Source organism: Niallia circulans NBRC 13626 (assembly GCF_001591585.1).
Taxonomy (GTDB): domain Bacteria; phylum Bacillota; class Bacilli; order Bacillales; family Cytobacillaceae; genus Niallia; species Niallia circulans.
Window position 1 is genome coordinate 121403 of record NZ_BCVE01000002.1, and the last position, 18883, is coordinate 140285.

General features: G+C 34.9%; 21 protein-coding genes. All 21 read right to left on the reverse strand.

All coding sequences use genetic code 11. The features are described from left to right. Nucleotides 1–313 precede the first annotated feature (313 nt). Entirely contained in the window at nucleotides 314–871 is a 558-nt protein-coding gene (gene frr, locus BCI01S_RS03020) for a ribosome recycling factor (RefSeq protein ID WP_047940028.1), read from the reverse strand. After that, nucleotides 864–1598 carry a UMP kinase gene (gene pyrH / locus BCI01S_RS03025; RefSeq protein ID WP_047940275.1) on the reverse strand — a complete coding sequence of 245 codons (735 nt, stop codon included), beginning with the start codon at nucleotides 1596–1598 and terminating at the stop codon, nucleotides 864–866. Before pyrH ends, frr begins: the two co-directional genes overlap by 8 nt. Before the next feature lie 82 nt (nucleotides 1599–1680). Then, nucleotides 1681–2565 carry a translation elongation factor Ts gene (gene tsf, locus BCI01S_RS03030; RefSeq protein WP_047940027.1) on the reverse strand — a complete coding sequence of 295 codons (885 nt, stop codon included), beginning with the start codon at nucleotides 2563–2565 and terminating at the stop codon, nucleotides 1681–1683. 198 nt (nucleotides 2566–2763) lie between these two features. After that, the gene (gene rpsB / locus BCI01S_RS03035) at nucleotides 2764–3465 is read right to left on the reverse strand and encodes a 30S ribosomal protein S2 (protein WP_016201151.1); all 702 of its coding nucleotides are present in this window, start codon (nucleotides 3463–3465) and stop codon (nucleotides 2764–2766) included. A 150-nt stretch (nucleotides 3466–3615) separates the two neighbouring features. After that, nucleotides 3616–4173 (reverse strand): hypothetical protein, encoded by a 558-nt coding sequence (locus BCI01S_RS03040; RefSeq protein ID WP_061796665.1) that lies wholly within the window; start codon nucleotides 4171–4173, stop codon nucleotides 3616–3618. Nucleotides 4174–4182: 9 nt separating this feature from the next. After that, nucleotides 4183–4494 (reverse strand): hypothetical protein, encoded by a 312-nt coding sequence (locus tag BCI01S_RS03045; protein ID WP_061796667.1) that lies wholly within the window; start codon nucleotides 4492–4494, stop codon nucleotides 4183–4185. Nucleotides 4495–4512: 18 nt separating this feature from the next. Further along, nucleotides 4513–5277, reverse strand: a complete 765-nt coding sequence (locus BCI01S_RS03050) for a FliA/WhiG family RNA polymerase sigma factor (RefSeq protein ID WP_047940024.1) — start codon at nucleotides 5275–5277, stop codon at nucleotides 4513–4515. Between the two features lie 543 nt (nucleotides 5278–5820). Continuing rightward, the gene (locus tag BCI01S_RS03055; RefSeq protein ID WP_047940274.1) at nucleotides 5821–6318 is read right to left on the reverse strand and encodes a chemotaxis protein CheD; all 498 of its coding nucleotides are present in this window, start codon (nucleotides 6316–6318) and stop codon (nucleotides 5821–5823) included. Continuing rightward, nucleotides 6311–6952: a chemotaxis protein CheC gene (locus BCI01S_RS03060; RefSeq protein ID WP_061796670.1), complete on the reverse strand. Its 642-nt coding sequence runs from the start codon at nucleotides 6950–6952 to the stop codon at nucleotides 6311–6313. Before BCI01S_RS03060 ends, BCI01S_RS03055 begins: the two co-directional genes overlap by 8 nt. A gap of 2 nt (nucleotides 6953–6954) precedes the next feature. Further along, nucleotides 6955–7431: a chemotaxis protein CheW gene (locus BCI01S_RS03065; RefSeq protein ID WP_047940022.1), complete on the reverse strand. Its 477-nt coding sequence runs from the start codon at nucleotides 7429–7431 to the stop codon at nucleotides 6955–6957. 166 nt (nucleotides 7432–7597) lie between these two features. Beyond that, nucleotides 7598–9652, reverse strand: a complete 2055-nt coding sequence (locus BCI01S_RS03070; protein ID WP_061796672.1) for a chemotaxis protein CheA — start codon at nucleotides 9650–9652, stop codon at nucleotides 7598–7600. A 20-nt stretch (nucleotides 9653–9672) separates the two neighbouring features. Further along, on the reverse strand, nucleotides 9673–10782 hold the full coding sequence (locus tag BCI01S_RS03075; protein WP_061796674.1) for a protein-glutamate methylesterase/protein-glutamine glutaminase: 1110 nt from the start codon (nucleotides 10780–10782) through the stop codon (nucleotides 9673–9675). Nucleotides 10783–10793: 11 nt separating this feature from the next. Next, nucleotides 10794–11669: a MinD/ParA family protein gene (locus tag BCI01S_RS03080; protein ID WP_047940019.1), complete on the reverse strand. Its 876-nt coding sequence runs from the start codon at nucleotides 11667–11669 to the stop codon at nucleotides 10794–10796. After that, nucleotides 11666–12844, reverse strand: a complete 1179-nt coding sequence (gene flhF / locus BCI01S_RS03085) for a flagellar biosynthesis GTPase FlhF (RefSeq protein ID WP_061796678.1) — start codon at nucleotides 12842–12844, stop codon at nucleotides 11666–11668. Before flhF ends, BCI01S_RS03080 begins: the two co-directional genes overlap by 4 nt. Further along, complete coding sequence (gene flhA / locus BCI01S_RS03090; RefSeq protein WP_061796680.1) at nucleotides 12841–14877, reverse strand: flagellar biosynthesis protein FlhA; 2037 nt, start codon at nucleotides 14875–14877, stop codon at nucleotides 12841–12843. The genes flhF and flhA overlap by 4 nt, the downstream gene beginning before the upstream one ends. 69 nt (nucleotides 14878–14946) lie before the next feature. Beyond that, the gene (gene flhB / locus BCI01S_RS03095) at nucleotides 14947–16026 is read right to left on the reverse strand and encodes a flagellar biosynthesis protein FlhB (protein ID WP_047940016.1); all 1080 of its coding nucleotides are present in this window, start codon (nucleotides 16024–16026) and stop codon (nucleotides 14947–14949) included. Further along, a complete protein-coding gene (gene fliR / locus BCI01S_RS03100) occupies nucleotides 16027–16806 on the reverse strand; it encodes a flagellar biosynthetic protein FliR (RefSeq protein ID WP_047940015.1) in 780 nt (259 codons plus the stop codon). It lies immediately after the preceding gene. A gap of 7 nt (nucleotides 16807–16813) precedes the next feature. Beyond that, entirely contained in the window at nucleotides 16814–17083 is a 270-nt protein-coding gene (fliQ, locus tag BCI01S_RS03105; RefSeq protein WP_047940014.1) for a flagellar biosynthesis protein FliQ, read from the reverse strand. 12 nt (nucleotides 17084–17095) lie between these two features. Then, the gene (fliP, locus tag BCI01S_RS03110; protein WP_061796685.1) at nucleotides 17096–17761 is read right to left on the reverse strand and encodes a flagellar type III secretion system pore protein FliP; all 666 of its coding nucleotides are present in this window, start codon (nucleotides 17759–17761) and stop codon (nucleotides 17096–17098) included. Continuing rightward, nucleotides 17754–18494 carry a flagellar biosynthetic protein FliO gene (locus BCI01S_RS03115; RefSeq protein WP_053215546.1) on the reverse strand — a complete coding sequence of 247 codons (741 nt, stop codon included), beginning with the start codon at nucleotides 18492–18494 and terminating at the stop codon, nucleotides 17754–17756. Before BCI01S_RS03115 ends, fliP begins: the two co-directional genes overlap by 8 nt. A gap of 24 nt (nucleotides 18495–18518) precedes the next feature. Further along, nucleotides 18519–18881: a response regulator gene (locus tag BCI01S_RS03120; RefSeq protein WP_016201134.1), complete on the reverse strand. Its 363-nt coding sequence runs from the start codon at nucleotides 18879–18881 to the stop codon at nucleotides 18519–18521. Between the last annotated feature and the right edge of the window lie 2 nt (nucleotides 18882–18883).

Sequence of the window (18883 nt, forward strand, 5' to 3'; positions counted from 1 at the left end):
TTGCCTAAACTACTAATGGTAAGGATCCACTTTTCTAATAAATTCTTTTCCATAACCTATCCAATAAAAGGATAATCAAATAAGTTCCCTTTCTATATTATAGGAAAATAGTCAACCTAAGCAACTATCAATTAAAAAACTCGTTAGTTTTCACTATTTTATGTACAAAGAATGAATATTTCAGGCTATATTTTTTATCCTTATTTTTACTAACATGAAGAAAAAAACCCCCTATAAAGTAGAGGGTTTAACTCAAGAACAATAAACTTCCTATTCAATTGAAATGTTGAAATATCCACTAAATACGTTTAGGTTATACTTCTAAAATTTCTTTTTCTTTCTCTTTTGTTAAAGCATCGACTTTATTGATGTATTCATCTGTTAATTTTTGAATGTCATCATTGTAGCCGCGAAGATCATCTTCTGTGATTTCTCCATTTTTCTCTAGCTTTTTCAAATCATCATTGCCGTCACGGCGAATATTGCGAATAGCAATTTTTGCTTCTTCTGATTCTTTTTTCACATTCTTCACTAATTCCTTACGACGCTCTTCTGTTAACATTGGAATAGAAAGACGGATAACACTACCATCATTAGAAGGATTTAAACCTATATCAGATTTAAGAATAGCTTTCTCAATATCTCCAAGAACAGTTTTATCATACGGCTGAATAACAAGTAATCTAGCCTCTGGTACACTGATACCTGCAAGTTGATTAACTGGTGTTGGAGCACCATAATAATCAACTGTAATACGATCTAATAAGGAAGCATTTGCTCTTCCAGCACGAATACTTGCAAGCTCGCGCGAATAGCTTTGAATTGCTTTATCCATTCTGTCTTTAGTATTAGCGATAACTTGTTTAGGCATTATTTTTCCCCCTCACTATTGTTCCAATTGTTTCTCCCATTACAGCTCTCTTAATATTGCCATTTTCCGTAATAGAGAATACAATTAACGGAATGTCATTGTCCATACATAATGATGAAGCGGTTGAATCCATTACAGCAAGACCATCTTTAATCACATCAAAATAAGTAAGTTCCTCGTATTTCGTAGCAGTGTTATCCACTTTCGGATCTGCAGAATATACGCCATCTACATTATTCTTCGCCATTAATATAACGTCTGCTTCAATTTCAGCAGCTCGTAAGGCAGCTGTTGTATCTGTTGAGAAATAAGGGTTTCCTGTTCCTGCTGCAAAAATCACAACACGTTTCTTCTCAAGATGTCGAATTGCACGTCTTCTAATATATGGCTCAGCTACCTGTCTCATTTCGATAGAAGATTGAACACGTGTTTCAATGCCCATTTGCTCTAAACTATCTTGAAGGGCTAATGAATTCATTACTGTAGCGAGCATTCCCATGTAATCAGCGTTGGCACGGTCCATTCCCATTTCTTCCCCAATTTTACCACGCCAAATATTTCCACCGCCGACTACTACAGCTGCTTCCACACCAAGATCAGCAACTTCCTTTACTTGCTGTGCTACGTTTTTAATGATACTTGGATTTATACCAAATCCAGCTTCACCAGCTAATGCTTCGCCACTTAATTTCAGAACAACACGTTTATATTTTGGATTACTACTCATGGAAACCTCCGCTTTATTTGTAATATCTTGAAAAATAGGGAACACCATGGTGCCCCCTATGAAAACATTAATCGATCATTTATTATTTCTTGTTAACTTGGTTCATAACTTCTTCAGCAAAGTTATCTTCACGTTTTTCGATTCCTTCTCCTACTTCGTAACGAACGAATTCACGTAAAGTTGCACCCTTAGATTCTACGAATTGGCGAACTTTTTGATCTGGGTTTTTAACAAATGATTGATCAAGTGCACAAACATCTTCAAAATATTTACCTAAGCGGCCTTCAACCATTTTTTCAACGATGTTAGCTGGTTTACCTTCGTTAAGTGCTTGTTGTGTTAATACTTCTCTCTCATGTGCCACTTCTTCTTGAGAAACTTGGTCACGAGAAACATATTTAGGGTTTAATGCAGCAATGTGCATTGCAACATCTTTAGCAGCTGATTCATCAGTAGTACCTTCTAATACAGTTAAAACACCAATGCGTCCACCCATATGAAGATAAGCACCGAAAGCATCATTATCAGTTTTTGTTTTGATTTCAAAACGACGTAAAGATAATTTTTCACCAATTTTAGCAATTGCAGCATTGATGTGTGCTTCAACAGTAGTTCCTTCTGTAATGTTGGAAGTATGTGCTTCTTCAACAGTTGCAGGTTTAGTGGCTAAGATATGGGAAGCAAGTTCTTTAACCAAAGTTTGGAAACCTTCGTTTTTCGCAACGAAATCTGTTTCAGAGTTAACTTCAAGAATTACTGCTTCATTACCTTCTACCGCGATAAAAGTTGAACCTTCAGCTGCTACACGATCTGCTTTTTTCGCAGCACTTGAAATCCCTTTTTCACGTAAGAAGTCAATCGCTTTATCTAAATCACCATTTGTTTCAGTAAGTGCTTTTTTACAATCCATCATTCCAGCACCAGTTTTTTCACGTAGTTCTTTTACCATTTGAGCTGTAACAGCCATAGTAATTTGCCTCCTTAAGGTTTATGTATTATTTTTTTATCCAATTTATCTCACTTTTAAGCAGGACGCTTGAAAAAAAGGTGATAAGAGGGATGCTCTTTATCACCTTTTCCACAAGTCCCTAACAATTACTTATTATCCATTTTAGTTTATCGATTGATCCAAAACTATTTTGTATAACAAGTCATTCGGTTCTAATTAAGCAGTTGTTACTTCTTCGCCTTGTTTAGCTTCAAGAATAGCATCTGCCATTTTTGCAGTTAATAATTTAACAGCACGGATTGCATCATCATTCGCAGGAATAACAACGTCAATTTCGTCTGGATCACAGTTAGTATCAACAATACCAACGATTGGAATATTTAATTTATGAGCTTCTGCTACTGCAATACGTTCTTTACGTGGATCTACGATGAATAGGCAGTCAGGAATTTTTTTCATATCTTTAATTCCGCCTAGGAATTTTTCTAAACGCTCAAGCTCTTTGTTTAATTGAACTACTTCTTTTTTAGGAAGTACGTCGAATGTACCGTCTTCAGCCATTCTTTCAATATCTTTCAAACGAGCAATACGTTTTTGAATTGTTTCAAAGTTAGTTAAAGTTCCACCTAACCAGCGTTGGTTAACATAGTATTGACCAGAACGGATAGCTTCCTCTTTAACTGAATCTTGTGCTTGCTTTTTAGTACCAACGAAAAGAACTGTACCGCCGTTTCCAGCTAATTCTTTCACATAGTTATAAGCTTCTTCAACCTTTTTAACTGTTTTTTGAAGGTCGATGATGTAGATGCCGTTACGCTCTGTGAAAATATATTTTTTCATTTTTGGGTTCCAACGGCGAGTTTGGTGACCGAAATGTACACCAGCTTCAAGTAATTGTTTCATTGAAATAACTGACATGTTTTTTCCTCCTAATGGTTTTGATTTCCTCCGCTTTTATCATTTTTAATCAAAACTGTAAAAATTACAGCACCAATGATTAAATCCAAAAGCGTGTGTATTAACACCATTTGTTAATATAGCATATGTATTGTGTACAATCAAGTACATTTACGAATTTTGTCTAAATTTAAGTAATAGTTCCATCTCTGTCTTTCCTTTATTTAATGCTTTTGCTATTTCTTCGATGCTCTTCCCTTCCGCCTGCATCTCTTTTGCTACTTCTACTATTGACTTTTCTTTCTGTTTTTTTTCTGGTGGCAAGATTAAATTTAATAGTTCATTGACATCTTCCTTCTCCAACCGATCCTCTTTTAGGCTATTTTCTTGTACAGAAGCAGTCACATTTTTATAAGCATCCAGCATCGCTTTATTGCCTTTTATCTCTCTTGGCTTATATTCCATCCTTTCAGCTTTATCCTTACTGTCTTCTTTTTTATCTAGTGGATTCTCATCAGCTTCAAAGCTAGTAAGTCTATTTAAAAACTGTTCATTTTCTTCTTTTATTTCTGTAATAAAAGTGGCAATCACTTCTTCCATTTCTTCTAAATTCTCTCTCTGTTCCTTTTCTAAATTTACAACGCGATTTTGTCTAACATACAAAATCACAATGCAAAGTATTGCGATTAAATTTAAAGTAATACTTAAAAAAAGTAAAAAATTAACCATTTCATCCCTCTATCCACTATAGTCGATACTTAGGCCTTTATAAGGGTGTATCGTTTGTATTCTCTCTAAATCTTCTAATTCCTTTTCTTCTTTCCTCATCTCTTGTTCAAAAAACTGCTTATCCCTTTTTTTCTTGGTAGTAACTTTACCGTTCCCTTCCCCCTTAATAACCGTTGTTCGCTTTCGTTCTTCTTCCTTACCGGTTTCTTGAGCAGCGAAGGTGTACATTTGCTGATGTTTTTGGTCCTGTTGTTCTTGAAGCTTCCCTGCATCATAAGTTCGTGGTAATGCAACTTGCATTTCTAATGCTTTTAAACTCATGTGCACTCATCCTTTTCGTTATATTACTTTTTCTAATGAATGTCTTAATTTAAAAATAGCTTTGGAGTGAATTTGCGATATGCGAGAAGTAGATAAATTCATAACTTGTCCAATTTCCGTTAATGTTAATTCTTCCTTATAAAACAAACTAATCACCAGCTGTTCCTTATCATTAAGCTCCTTAATTTTTGCGGCCATCTCTTGAACCAATTCATCCCTTACGACTTTTTCCTCTGGAATAACCGTTTTATCATCACGAATCGAGAAACTTTGTGCTTCTTTCTCTTCCCCTTCATTCATCTGCTCATCAATAGATAGTATATTTGCAAAAAAATGTTCATTCATTGTTGCATATACTTCGTCAACACTAGTCTCTAGCTCATCAGCAATTTCTTGAACAGTAATATTTCTCATTAATTTTTGTTCGAGTTTTTCAATGGCCGCCTCAATTTTTTTTGACTTTTCCCTCGTGCCTCTAGATAACCAGTCTTCTTTACGAAGTCCATCAATAATACTGCCTCTAATCCGAAAGGAAGCATATGTATCAAACTTTAAATCCCTATTTGGATCAAAACGTTGTAAGGCATCATATAGTCCCATCATTCCAAGACTTGTTAGCTCATCTCGGGAAACACTTTTTGGTAACCCTATCGAAATTCTTTGAACATGAAAACTTACTAAGGGCATATATTTTTTAATTAATTGATTACCTGCTTCTTGATCTCTCGTACTAGTCCACATTTCCCATACTTGCTTCTCTTCTGTAGTTGATTCCTTTGCCATTAAATAATTTCCCTCCTCTATAAACAATGAACACCATACACGCATATAACTAGTTCTATCTATATAAGTAACAACTTGAAAAGGATATAAGTACATTTCTTCCCTATCTATATCCCTTAAATTCAGCAAAAAAATCAATATTTTTGTATTCGTGCAATGATACATAAGTATATTATTTATAATTACTATAATAAGGAGCTTGTCTGCATATTTTATTTTTATCATTTATAATCTTATCCATTCCATTTAAAAATAGAATGAATAGGAAAGGAAGATATACCTATCATTTGTTTATGTATATATTTCACTATTGATTTTAGCAGAAGACGTGAATTATTAGCTATCCTTTCTAAATATCCCATTTAAAATTAGGTAATAAGAACTAACAACTATAATTTTCAGTTCTTTTTTTGCTGAAATTTCCGAGAAAATGAAAATAAAAAGACTATCTCCTAATAAAAGAATACATTCCAAAGTCCAAACCATGGATTCTTTAAATTAGAGGTAGTCTTATTTCTCTGCTTTTAAAAGTATTACTATACACTATATAATATGAATCCCTTTATTCACCGTTCGAATTGTTAATTCATGGGTAGCAGGACAAAACTCAATTGTTCTACCACTATTTCCACCAACATCTTCACTAACCAATTTAATTCTTAACGATTGTAGTGTATTCTTAACCGCTTCAACATTTCGAGGTCCTATTCTCATAACATCGCTTGTTCCAGTAAACTGAAACATTTGTGCCCCTCCGGCAATTTTCGCTAACAACGTACTTCTTTTTAATCCTAATCCTTCTAAACGCTCTACTAGTTCTACAATGGCTGTATCTGCGAATTTAGCTTTATTGAGCGTTCCGGATTTAGATATGGATGCTTCTGGTAGCATAATATGTGCTAAGCCAGCAATTGGTTTTAGGGAGCTATATAATACAATACCCACACATGAACCAAGTCCAGAAGTACGAATTGTATTAGGAGACTCTACCACATTCATATCAGCAATTCCTACTTTTATTACTGTAATTTGGTCAGTCACCATCCTTCACTCCCAAAGACTGAAATAAAGGGGCAAAAGAATCAGGATCAGGCAGCAAAAAGAAATGGCCATTTACAGTGTCAGCTAATGTGATTTCTTCTCCATTTAACTCCGTATTGATGACAATTGCATAATCACTTACTTGAGAATGTTCAACTAATCCATATGTAACAATTGCACCAACCATATCAATTGCAAGTGCTGGTACGGAAGGATATAAAGATAACTTCGTAAAATCAGATAAAGAGGACAAATAAGAACCGGATAATATATTGCCTAGTTCTTGTAATGCAGACATAGATAACTCATCATATGGCGGTTCAGCTAAGGTAATAGAAGGGTCACCAATCATATCTTGAACCAATTTAGCTGCTTGCTCTAAAGGAAGTATAAAAAACATACTTCCTGGAACATCTCCTTCAATTCGTAAAAACACCCCTGCAACAATATTGTCAGCACCCCCTGCCATTTCCATCATCTCATCAAATGTCACAATTTGAACATCTGGAACCTTCATATCAATCTTTTTATTAAGAAGCTTTGATAAAGAGGTGGCAGCATGTCCCGCTCCGATATTACCAATTTCTCTTAGTACATCAAGCTTTAAGGAATTTATATCATTAATATAGCCCATACTTACTCATCACTTTTACCATTAGAATAATTTCTTAAAATATTTCGATCAAACACTTTTTCTAAATCAACAAGAATTAATAAACGTTTATCAAGCTTTACTACACCTTTTATATAATCGACTTCATCGCCATTGATTGTCTCTGGAGCAGGCTCATAAAGAGCAGTATCGACATCTACGACATCATTAGCAGAATCAACAATTATACCTACTTCCATATCTTCAAGCATAATAATGATAATTCTTGTACTATCCGTGTATGGAATTTCTTCCAAATTAAAACGAAGTCGTAAATCAATTATGGGAGTTACTACTCCTCTAAGGTTAATCACACCTTTAACAAAAGGAGCGATATTTGGAATTCTTGTAATATGCATGTTTTTCTCTATCGACATTACTTCATTGACGGAAATAGCATACTCTTTTCCCTTCAATTCAAATATTATTAATTTTTGTTCTGTTGAAACTGCATCGCTCATTCCCTTTTCATCCCTCTCACATAACCTATCTGCAATTCATAAAGCGCAAGATCATTATTCCTCGGTTTGTTCTAAACAAAATTACGACAAGTAGTTATTATACTTAACGAATTCGTTCCTAAGTAAAGCCACTTGCGCTAACATCTATTAATCCTTGTACAGGTGATTACTTAATTAAAGCATTACAATCCATAATTAAAGCCACTTGTCCGTCTCCTAAGATAGTTGCTCCAGATATAGCATACGCACTAGAAAGGTAAGTACCTAGTGATTTTAAAACCACTTCTTGCTGACCGATAAATCCATCCACAACAAGACCAGCTAATTTATCCCCTTTTCTTACGATAACGACAGAATAATAGTCACTCTCGATTCCTGCTGATGGCACATCAAAAATATCCTTTAGGAATAATAATGGCACCACTTTGCCACGGAAATCGATAACGGTTTGATTATGAGCATGCATTAAATCATTCTTATTGACAATAGCTGTCTCAATAATAGATGACAATGGAATAGCATACTTTTCTGCTTGAATTTCAACTAGCATCACAGAAATAATCGATAAAGTTAATGGTAATTGGATAGAAAATAACGATCCTTTTCCTTCCTCTGATTCGATTGTAATCGAACCACCTAGTGATTCAATTGTATTTTTCACTACATCCAGCCCTACTCCACGTCCTGAAATATCAGAAATTTGATCAGCAGTAGAAAAACCAGAAGCAAAAATAAGTTCAGCAATTTGATTATTCGTTAATGTTTTAGCAACTTCTTTTGAAATAATTCCTTTATTAATTGCTTTAGAAAGGACTTTTTCTTTATTAATTCCTGCTCCATCATCTTCCAACTCAATAAAAACATGGTTTCCGCTATGATATGCACGAAGAACAACTGTTCCTTCTTCGCTTTTATTATTCGCTCGTCTTACTTCTGGTGTTTCGACTCCATGGTCAAGTGCATTGCGAATTAAATGAACTAATGGATCACCAATCTCATCTATAACTGTGCGATCAAGCTCTGTTTCTGCACCAACAATTTGCAAATCAATTTTCTTATTTAAATCACGCGCGAGCTGTCTGACCATTCTTGGGAAACGATTAAATACTGTCTCAACAGGAACCATGCGCATATTTAGGATAATATTTTGAAGATCACCAGTAACTCTTGACATTCTTTCTACCGTTTCATAAAGCTCTTGATCTTTAAGGGTGGAAGAAATTTGTTCCAATCTTCCTCTGTCGATAACAAGTTCCTCAAATAGATTCATAAGAATATCTAAACGCTCAATATTAACACGAATTGTTTTATTAGATACTTTAGTCCCTGTTTGCTTCTCAGGCTGTTTAGTTTCAGCCGGAGTACTATTTTCTGTAACAGATGTATTATCCGTTTTTGCTTGTACTTCTTCTGCAACAGGAGTTTCTGCTATCGTTTGCTGCTTAGGAGATTGACTATTTGCAAAGAACTCTCGTACAGCTACCTTTTCAACCTCTGAAACTTTCATAACAGACGCTTCAATTTTATCTGCTTCCTCTTTAGATATAAGAGTTACCATAAAGTCATAGTCGAACTTTTCTTCTTCAAGCTCTTCCACCGGTGGAAGAGACTTAACAACCTCTCCTAAAGATTCTAAAGCTTCAAATATCATATAAACTCTCGCTGCTTTTAATAAACAGTCACTTTTTAATGTAATATTGATTTCATAAGTAAAAAAACCTTGATCAGATGATTGCTGTAATACAGTTGTTTCAAATTCATCATATTGATTTTGCTTTGCAGGAGCATCTTGTATGGCTGTTGCTGCAACCTCAGCTTCTGCAGTTTTTTGATTTAAAGGAAGTCCTTTTTCGATTTGTACAAGCTTCTCAACTACTGCTTCTACATTTCTTTTCCCATCGCCGCCGCTAGCGATTGACTCTACCATGGCATCAAGATCATCAACAGCTAAGAAAATGACATCCAATATTTCTGGAGAAAAAGTAATTTTCTTATTTCTTATAGCATCAAGTACATTTTCCATTTGATGGGTTAGACTAGCTAAATCTTCATAGCCCATTGTTGCAGACATACCTTTTAAAGTATGAGCTGCACGGAAAATCTCATTTACTATTTGTAAATTTTCAGGATCCTTTTCTAACTCTAATAAATGTTCGTTACATGCTTGTAAATGTTCTTTACTCTCTTCAATAAATACTTCTAAATACTGACTCATTTCCACTTGCTTCACATCCCTTGACGTTATACATATTTCATAATAGTTTCAGCAATATGATCTACCTTTTGAATTTCATCAATATAATTCGTGGCAATAGCTGTTTTAGGCATTCCGTAAACAATACATGTCTCCTGTGACTCAGCAATAGCTTTTACGTTACCTTTTTTTGCTAATTTTAATAAACCATCTGTGCCATCTGATCCCATCCCAGTCATAATAACTGCTATTTTTGCATAGGCTTTCAAATCGCTGACAGATTCAAACATAATATCAACAGATGGCCTATGACCATTTATAGGGGCAGTTTGATCCAGATCAATTGCTGTATGGACACCAACTGTTTTCACCTTTAAATGCTGACCTCCTGGAGCAATATAGGCAACTCCATTGCGGATAATCTCCCCATGCTCCGCTTCCTTTACGGTAATGGCGGATAACGTGTTAAGACGATTTGCAAGGGATCGGGTAAATCCTGCTGGCATATGTTGAACGATTAAAATAGGCGCTTCTATATCACTTGGTAAATTAGTTAGGACTTTCTGTAATGCCCTTGGACCACCAGTTGAAGTTCCAATTATGACAATCTTTTTCATGGTGTTCATCCAATTACTGATTGATCCAGCCTTTTGTACTATTCTTTCATTTTCTTCTCTTGGTTCTATTTTACTATAAGAAGATTGTGAAGTAATAGTCTTTTTTCCTTCATTTGAAAGATTTAATAATGTTTTCGGTTTTACTTTACTAGCTAGAATAACTTTTTCTACCAATTCCTGCTTAACCTTATATAAATCTAGTGAAATAGACCCAGAAGGCTTTGTAATAAAGTCAATTGCCCCTGCTTGCATTGCCTGAATTGTGCTTTCTGCTCCAACCTTTGTTATGCTTGACAGCATGAGAACTGGTACAGGATGCTCTAACATAATTCTCTTTAAAGCACTTAAACCGTCTAAGACTGGCATTTCGACATCAAGCGTTACCACATCAGGAGTTAATTGCTTAATTTTCTTTATTCCGTCTTCACCATTTCTGGCTGTACCAATAACGGTTATTCTCGAGTCTTCAGAGAGAAAATCTGTAATTAGCTTACGCATAAATGCAGAATCATCAATAACAAGAACCTTTATTTTCTCCACTTTAAACTCAACTACCTTTCAAACAAAAACCTTTTTAATTTAGACACGAAATTGTGTCTATTAACTGGATAGGGTTCTGTAAACTGTTGTTTACCATATCTATCGGCAATTTCGCGCAAAGCTTTAGCCGCTTCTGATTTTTCATTAAAAAAAACAAAAGGAATTTGTTTTCGTACAGCTTGTGCTACATTTGTGTCATCTGGTATATAGCCAAGATTAATAAGATCCCGCTGCAAAAATTTTTTTACAACTTGCTGAAGTTTTTGTAACGTTTCTGCCCCATCTTTTTTCTCCATTGTTCGATTAACGACAAGATATAACGGAAGTACTGCATTTCTTGTATGAATAAATTTCATTGCAGCATACGCATCTGTTATAGAAGTAGGTTCAGGTGTTGTGATGACGATACAATCATCAACAGATAGAATAAACTTTAAAGAATCCGTACTAATTCCAGCTCCCATATCAAATAAAATATAGTCATAGTGATTTAATATCCCTTGAAAATGCTGGAAAAAGCTCTCTAGTTTCTCTTCTTCCATATCAACAAAATCACTTAGTCCAGAACCACCTGCAATATAGTCTAATCCATCAAATCCTTTCGAAATAATATACTCAAAATTAATATCATTTCTAAAAAAATCAACGATCGTATAGCGAGACTGTGTCCCCATTAGAATATCAATATTCCCCATACCAATATCCATATCAATCAGTAAAGTACGATATCCTCTTTTTTGAAGAGTGAGTGCAAAGTTAAGCGAAAAATTCGACTTTCCCACACCGCCTTTTCCACTGATAATCGCCAATGTTTTGTGATTGGAGTGCCTTTTGTTTGCATTTAATTGTTCAATTTTTTTTCGTAAGATAGAAGCTTGATCGTTCATTCTTCAACTACCTCAAATAGTTTATTTACTAACTCCTCTGGGGTTGCTGGAACTATATCATCTGGGACATTCTGACCTGTTGTAATATAAGCAGCACCTTTTTTACAAGCAACAATTAAATTAATCATTGCCCCGTACGAAGATGTTTCATCTAATTTTGTGAACACGAAAGCATCAATCTTGATTGCGGAAAATTGTTGATAAATCTCTTCTAAGTCATCTTGCTTTGCTGTCATAGATAAAACAAGTAACGTTTCCATTTCTCTTTTATAATCGACCACTTGCATTAAATCTTCTACATATTTTTTATTTCTGAAATTTCTTCCTGCTGTATCAATTAAAATAACATCGCATTCTTCCAGTTTTTTCGTAGCATGCTCAAAATCTTCCAGTGAATAACAAACCTCTAAGGGAACATCTAAAATATTCGCATATGTTTTAAGTTGTTCGATTGCCCCAATCCTATATGTATCTGTTGTAATAAATCCTACTGATTTTTGCTGTCTTAAAATGATATTGGCAGCAATTTTGGCTAAAGTTGTTGTTTTACCCACACCTGTTGGGCCAATGACATTAATATATTTTTTGGCTAAAGAGACTTCCCCAAACGAAAAAGGGGAAATCTCCGCTAATAGAAATTGCCGTGCCCACTCAGAAACCTGAGACTCTAAAACGTCTTCGCCTGCTGCATACCATTTAGCTACTAAATCTTTCACTAATCCTGTCTTAATTTCTTCGTCTATCCCTTGTTTATCTAATTGATTTACTATTTTAGTTATAGGAGCAGGAATAGAAAATGTCATACTTCTATTCGCTTTTACATTTTGATTAATTTCATTTAAATGCTTTACTATCTCTGGATAATCAGATATTTTCTCTCCCTCTTTTAAACTTATATTATTAGCTGAATTATCTGCATCAGCCCTAAAAGCCGGTTCTTTAATTAATACAGGACTGCGCATTTCTCGCTTTTTTGTATGCTTAGAAATTGTTGTCTCTGAAATACTCGGATCAACGGCTGCGAGTACTTCAATATTTCTTTTTTTAAATAAGCCTAAGAAGCCGCCTGTATAAATTACTTTTGAATGAAGAATGACGGCATCATTCCCTAATTCCGCTCGAATCTTTTTCATTGCTTCTGGCATATCCCGTGCTACGTATTTTTGGATTTTCATTCGATATTCACAACTCCCACACTTTGAACTTCTACATTTGCTTCTAATTCATTGTACGATAATACTGGAACTTGTGGAAAATAACGTTCTGTCAATTGTCTTACATACATACGAACAGCTGGCGAACATAAAAGAATTGGCATCTGTTCCATTACAGATAATTGTTCAATTTGCCCAGCAATACTCTCTAAAATTGATTGGGAAATATTTGGATCTAACGCTAAGAAGTTTCCATGCTCTGTTTGTTGAATATTATCTGCGATTAGTTTTTCCACTTTTCCTGACAAAGTTACTACTTTTAAAGAGTCATTTTGATTCGTGTATTGGGTAGTTATTTGACGTGCTAAAGATTGTCTAACATATTCAACTAATAAATCGGTATCAGCTGTCATTTTTCCAAAATCAGCTAATGTTTCGAAAATGACTGGTAAATTGCGAATAGAAACATTTTCCCTTAAAAGTTTTGCTAAAACTTTTTGAATTTCGCCAATCGACAACGGACTTGGTGTTACTTCTTCGATTAAAATCGGATAGCTTTCTTTTACATGATCCACTAATTGTTTCGTTTCTTGTCTTCCTAATAACTCATGGGCATTTGCCTTAATTACCTCTGTAATATGTGTAGAAACAACGGATGGAGGATCAACCACGGTATAACCAAAGATTTCGGCTTGTTCCTTCGTACTTTCTGTTATCCATTTAGCCGGCAGGCCAAAAGATGGTTCAATCGTATCAATTCCCTCAATGGAATCATCGTCCATCCCAGGACTCATCGCTAAGTAATGATCTAGAAGCAGTTCCCCGCTTGCTCTCTCATTTCCCTTTATCTTTAATCGGTATTCATTTGGCTGTAATTGAATATTATCGCGAATCCGAACAACAGGAATGACAAGACCTAACTCTATCGCTAGCTGCCTTCTGATCATGACCACCCTATCTAATAGGTCCCCTCCTTGATTGGCATCGGCTAAAGGAATAAGACCATAACCAAACTCAAATTCAATTGGATCCACACTTAGTAAACTAACTACACTTTCAGGACTTTTTAGCTCATCTGTTTGGATCTCTTCCTCAAGCTCCTGCATTTGTTCTAAATTTTGCTTTGGCTTTTTCGATAAGTAATAAGCTCCAAATATTAAAAGTCCTGCAATAGGAATCGTCAAAAAGTCATCAATTGGTGTAAACAGTCCTAATAAAAAGATTGTTCCTCCTGCTACATAAAGCATTTTTGGATATGCCAATAACTGAGAAGTGATATCAGAACCAAGATTTCCTTCTGAAGCAGCTCTTGTTACAACAATCCCTGTTGCTGTTGAAATTAGTAATGCAGGTATTTGACTGACAATCCCGTCTCCAACGGATAGTAAGGAAAAATGCTGAGCAGCATCCCCAGCTGCCATACCAAGCTGAGTCATCCCGATGACGATACCAAAAATCAAGTTAATAAAAACAATAATGATTCCAGCTATGGCATCTCCTTTGACAAATTTACTTGCCCCATCCATCGAACCATAAAAGTCTGCTTCTCTACCAACTTTTTCACGACGTTGTCTTGCCTCTTGCTCGGAAATAATCCCAGCATTTAAATCAGCATCAATACTCATCTGCTTACCTGGCATTGCATCTAATGTAAAACGTGCAGCAACCTCTGATACACGCTCAGACCCTTTGGTGATAACAATAAATTGAATGATGACAAGAATTAAAAAGACAACTAACCCAACAACAATATTGCCGCCAATTACGAATGTTCCAAAGGTATGTACTACCCCTCCTGCATCCCCTTTTGATAATATAGCTCTAGTGGTGGATACATTGAGACCAAGGCGAAATAGGGTCGTTAACAACAAAAGTGAAGGGAAAATAGAGAACTCCAAAGCCTCACTCATATTCATAGTTAATAATAAGATAAGTAATGCCAACGTAATATTAAGTAAAATTAACACACTTAATAACCATGTTGGAAATGGGATAATCAACATTGCAATAATGAGGATTACCCCAATCACTACGATTAAGTCTCTCCTTGCCATTTCTTCCGCTCCTTAAAAAACACATTTATGTCTATAATATTTACAATAATTCCTTTACGAGTAATGCTATTATTTATCTCTAGTTTGGTAGACGAAAGCTAGAATTTCTGCAACAGCCTTATAAAATTCTTCCGGAACTAAATCGCCTATTTCTACTTGGCTGTACATTGCCCTTGCCAATGGTCGATTCTCTACCATGACAACATTATTTTCTTTTGCTACTAATTTTATTTTTTGGGCAACAAAATCGACCCCTTTTGCGACAACATAAGGTGCGTCATACTTATCTTCATCATATTTCAGACAAATCGCATAATGAGTTGGATTCGTAATGACAACATCAGCGGTAGGCACATCCTGCATCATTCTGTGCATTGCCATTTCTCTCTGCTTCTGCTTAATTTTGGACTTTATTAAGGGGTCACCTTCCATGTTTTTATATTCGTCTTTAATATCTTGTTTTGACATCCGAATATTCTTTTCATAGTCATATCGCTGATACATATAATCCATGAGTGCTATCACTAACAGCACAATAGAAGCATAAAGCCCCATCTGCACGGTTAACTTAGCAATTGTAACAGCAATAGAACCAATAGATTTATGAGAGAGGATTAGGATTTCATCCATTTTTCCCCATAGAACGGAAAATACAACAATACCAATCACTGTAATTTTCAACAATGACTTCAGCAATTCTACAATCGAACGAAGTGAAAACAATCTCTTAAATCCCGAAATTGGATTTATTTTTTCTAATTTAAACTTAATTGCTTCCGGAGAGAACAAAACACCGACCTGCATATAATTGGCAATTAGTCCCCCGGCAAGAGCAGCAATTAAAATAGGACTTAATAAAAGTGCTACTTCCTTTACAATATCTAAAAACAAACCTTGTATCGTATTGATTGACAGATTAATGTTTATAAAATCACTAAAGGTATAGGTGAAAAGAGACAGTAACCCATCTAAAAGGTATTCCCCTGTGAAACTTAATACACCAAAAACAACTAAAAGAACAAGCGCTGTATTAACATCCTGACTTTTTGCCACTTGTCCTTTTTTTCTCGTGTCTTGTCTTTTCTTTGGAGTAGCCTTTTCCGTTTTTTCTCCTGCAAAAAACTGAATATCTAATGATAGGAGCTTCATTTAACCAATCCCCCCTATAATGTTCATCATCCCTCTCATCGTTGTAACAATGGAAGAGAACAAATGGGATACAGTGGTCATTAGTACACCCATAACTATAAAGAGAATAATTAGTCCTGCAATAATTTTGATAGGAACACCAACAACAAAAATATTTAATTGAGGGACAGTTCTTGCTACAATCCCTAATCCGACATCTACTAAAAAGATGCTTCCCACAATAGGAATAGACATCTGAAAAGCAATCATAAACATTAAACTGAATGTTTTAATAAGAAACTCTGCTAACTCACCATTTCCAAACTTAATCCAAGGCTGTTCGAGCGGTATAAACTGATAGCTATAATAAATACCGTCTAATAGTAAATGATGACCATTAGATGCTAATAAAAAAAACATAGCGATAATTGTCAAATATTGACCCGTCAGCGGACTTTGAGTTCCTGTTTGAGGATCGATCACATTCGCAATGGCAAATCCCATTTGAAAATCAATAAATCCCCCTGCAATTTGAATAGCAGAAAATAACATATATGCGACAAATCCAATCGAAAGCCCAACTAAAGCTTCTTTGAGAATAAGAAAATAGTAACCTGTATCAATGGTTAATGCAGGTACATCCATTCCCCAAAACATAACTAGCGATAAAAAAAAGCCTAAACCCACTTTAAAAGTCGTAGGTATCGTCCGATAAGAAAAGAAAGGCAGCATTAAAAAGAACGAAGTAACTCGAACAAGGATTAACAAAAATGCTGGAAAATTTGATAAAAGTTCATTCATCATCCTTCTATCCAATAAACCTTGTTAGATTTGAAAATATATCTTTCGTATAAGAAAGCATATGACTCAGCATCCATGATCCAAAAAAAATAAGACCTACAAGAACCGCTACAATTTTTGGGACAAACGCCAAAGTCTGCTCTTGGATTTGTGTTGTTGCTTGAAAAATACTGATGATTAGTCCAACTGCCAACGCAATAATTAACAGTGGACCGCTGATAATTAATACTGTAAGTACGCCTTTCTCAGCTATGGAAATAACCATTTCCTGTGACATTCTTTCACCTTCTTAAAAACTTTCTAACAGTGATTTTACAACTAAATACCAACCATCTACCATAATGAATAATAAAATCTTAAATGGTAAAGAAATCATTACTGGCGGCAGCATCATCATCCCCATCGACATTAAAATACTTGCAACAACCATATCAATAACTAAAAACGGAATAAAGATCATAAATCCGATTTGAAAAGCTGTTTTTAATTCACTAATTGCAAAAGCAGGTACTAACGTCGTTAATGGGATATCCTCAATTGATTCTGGAGTTTCTGCTTTTGAATAATTCAAAAATAATGCTAAATCCTTCTGCCTCGTATGTTTGCTCATAAATTCTTTCAGTGGCAGAGAGGCATTATCATAGGCTTCTTCTAATGTGATTCCTTCATTAAATAATGGTGTTAAAGCTTTATCGTTTACTTCCTGAAAAGTAGGAGCCATAATAAAAAATGTTAAAAATAATGCTAGCCCTACAATGACTTGGTTAGGGGGCATTTGTTGGGTTGCAAGCGCTGTTCTGACAAAGGAAAGAACAATCACTATTCTTGTAAAGCTAGTTAGTAATATGATGATACTAGGTGCTAAAGAAAGGACGGTTAATAATAATAACAATTGAACAGAAGTAGAAACATTACCTGGGTCATTGTTATTAAAAAACTGTATAAACTCATTCATTTTTTTCTGACGATCCTTTCTTTTTCTTCTCTAGTACGTCCATCTTTTCCTTACGTTCACTTGATATTCTTTCTAATTCTTTTGATAAACGGATAGAAAAAGATTCTTTTGTCTTCGGAGCAGAATGACTAGAAGATATTACATTCTTCACCTTTGTCACAATATCGCTTGGTTGTACTAGTTGATCTAATTTTCGATTATATTCTTCTAATATTTCTTTATATTCTTGTTCATCCTCAATCTCTTTGATTAATTGAATACTATCTCCCACACCTACTATTAATAACCGCTTCCCTACTTTTATTAATTGAATGGAGCGATTTGCACCTAACGCTGTACCACCAATATTTTCAATAATTTGCGAGTTTTTATAACCATGATTTCTTTTGTTTATAAAGCGCAAGATAAAATATATTAAGAAAACAACAAATATGGTTGCAAAAATCATCTTAACGAAATCCCAAATAGTAACCCCGAGGGAACGTGATTCATCTGAATTTGTTTCTTCCAAAAGTAAATCAGATTGTTCCTTAGTTTGATTGTCATTTTTAGAATTCTGCTCTGTTTTCATATCTTTCTTCGTATCATCTTCTGCTTTATTCTTTTCTGATTGGTTCTGTAAGATATTATCATATACACTTTTATCAATTTGTTCTGCATAGGCTTGATTTCCAAAGCCTAGCAGAACAATGATGAGCAGTGAACAACGAATTAATAAATTTACTTTATTCACATTCGGCACCCTCTAATTTAATTTTTAGCCTAATGTTTTACTGATAGCTTCCAATACGCGATCTGCCTGGAATGGCTTAACAATAAAATCTTTTGCACCAGCTTGGATTGCATCAATAACCATTGCTTGTTGTCCCATTGCTGAACACATAATAACTTTCGCATTTGGATTAATATTTTTAATTTCTTTTAAGGCAGTAATTCCATCCATTTCTGGCATGGTAATATCCATTGTTACTAGATCTGGTTGTGTTTCTTTATATTTTTCAATTGCTTGCATACCATCGGCAGCTTCTCCTACGATTTCATACCCATTCTTCGATAAAATATCCTTAATCATCATTCGCATAAAAGCGGCGTCATCAACGATTAATATTTTCTGTGCCATAT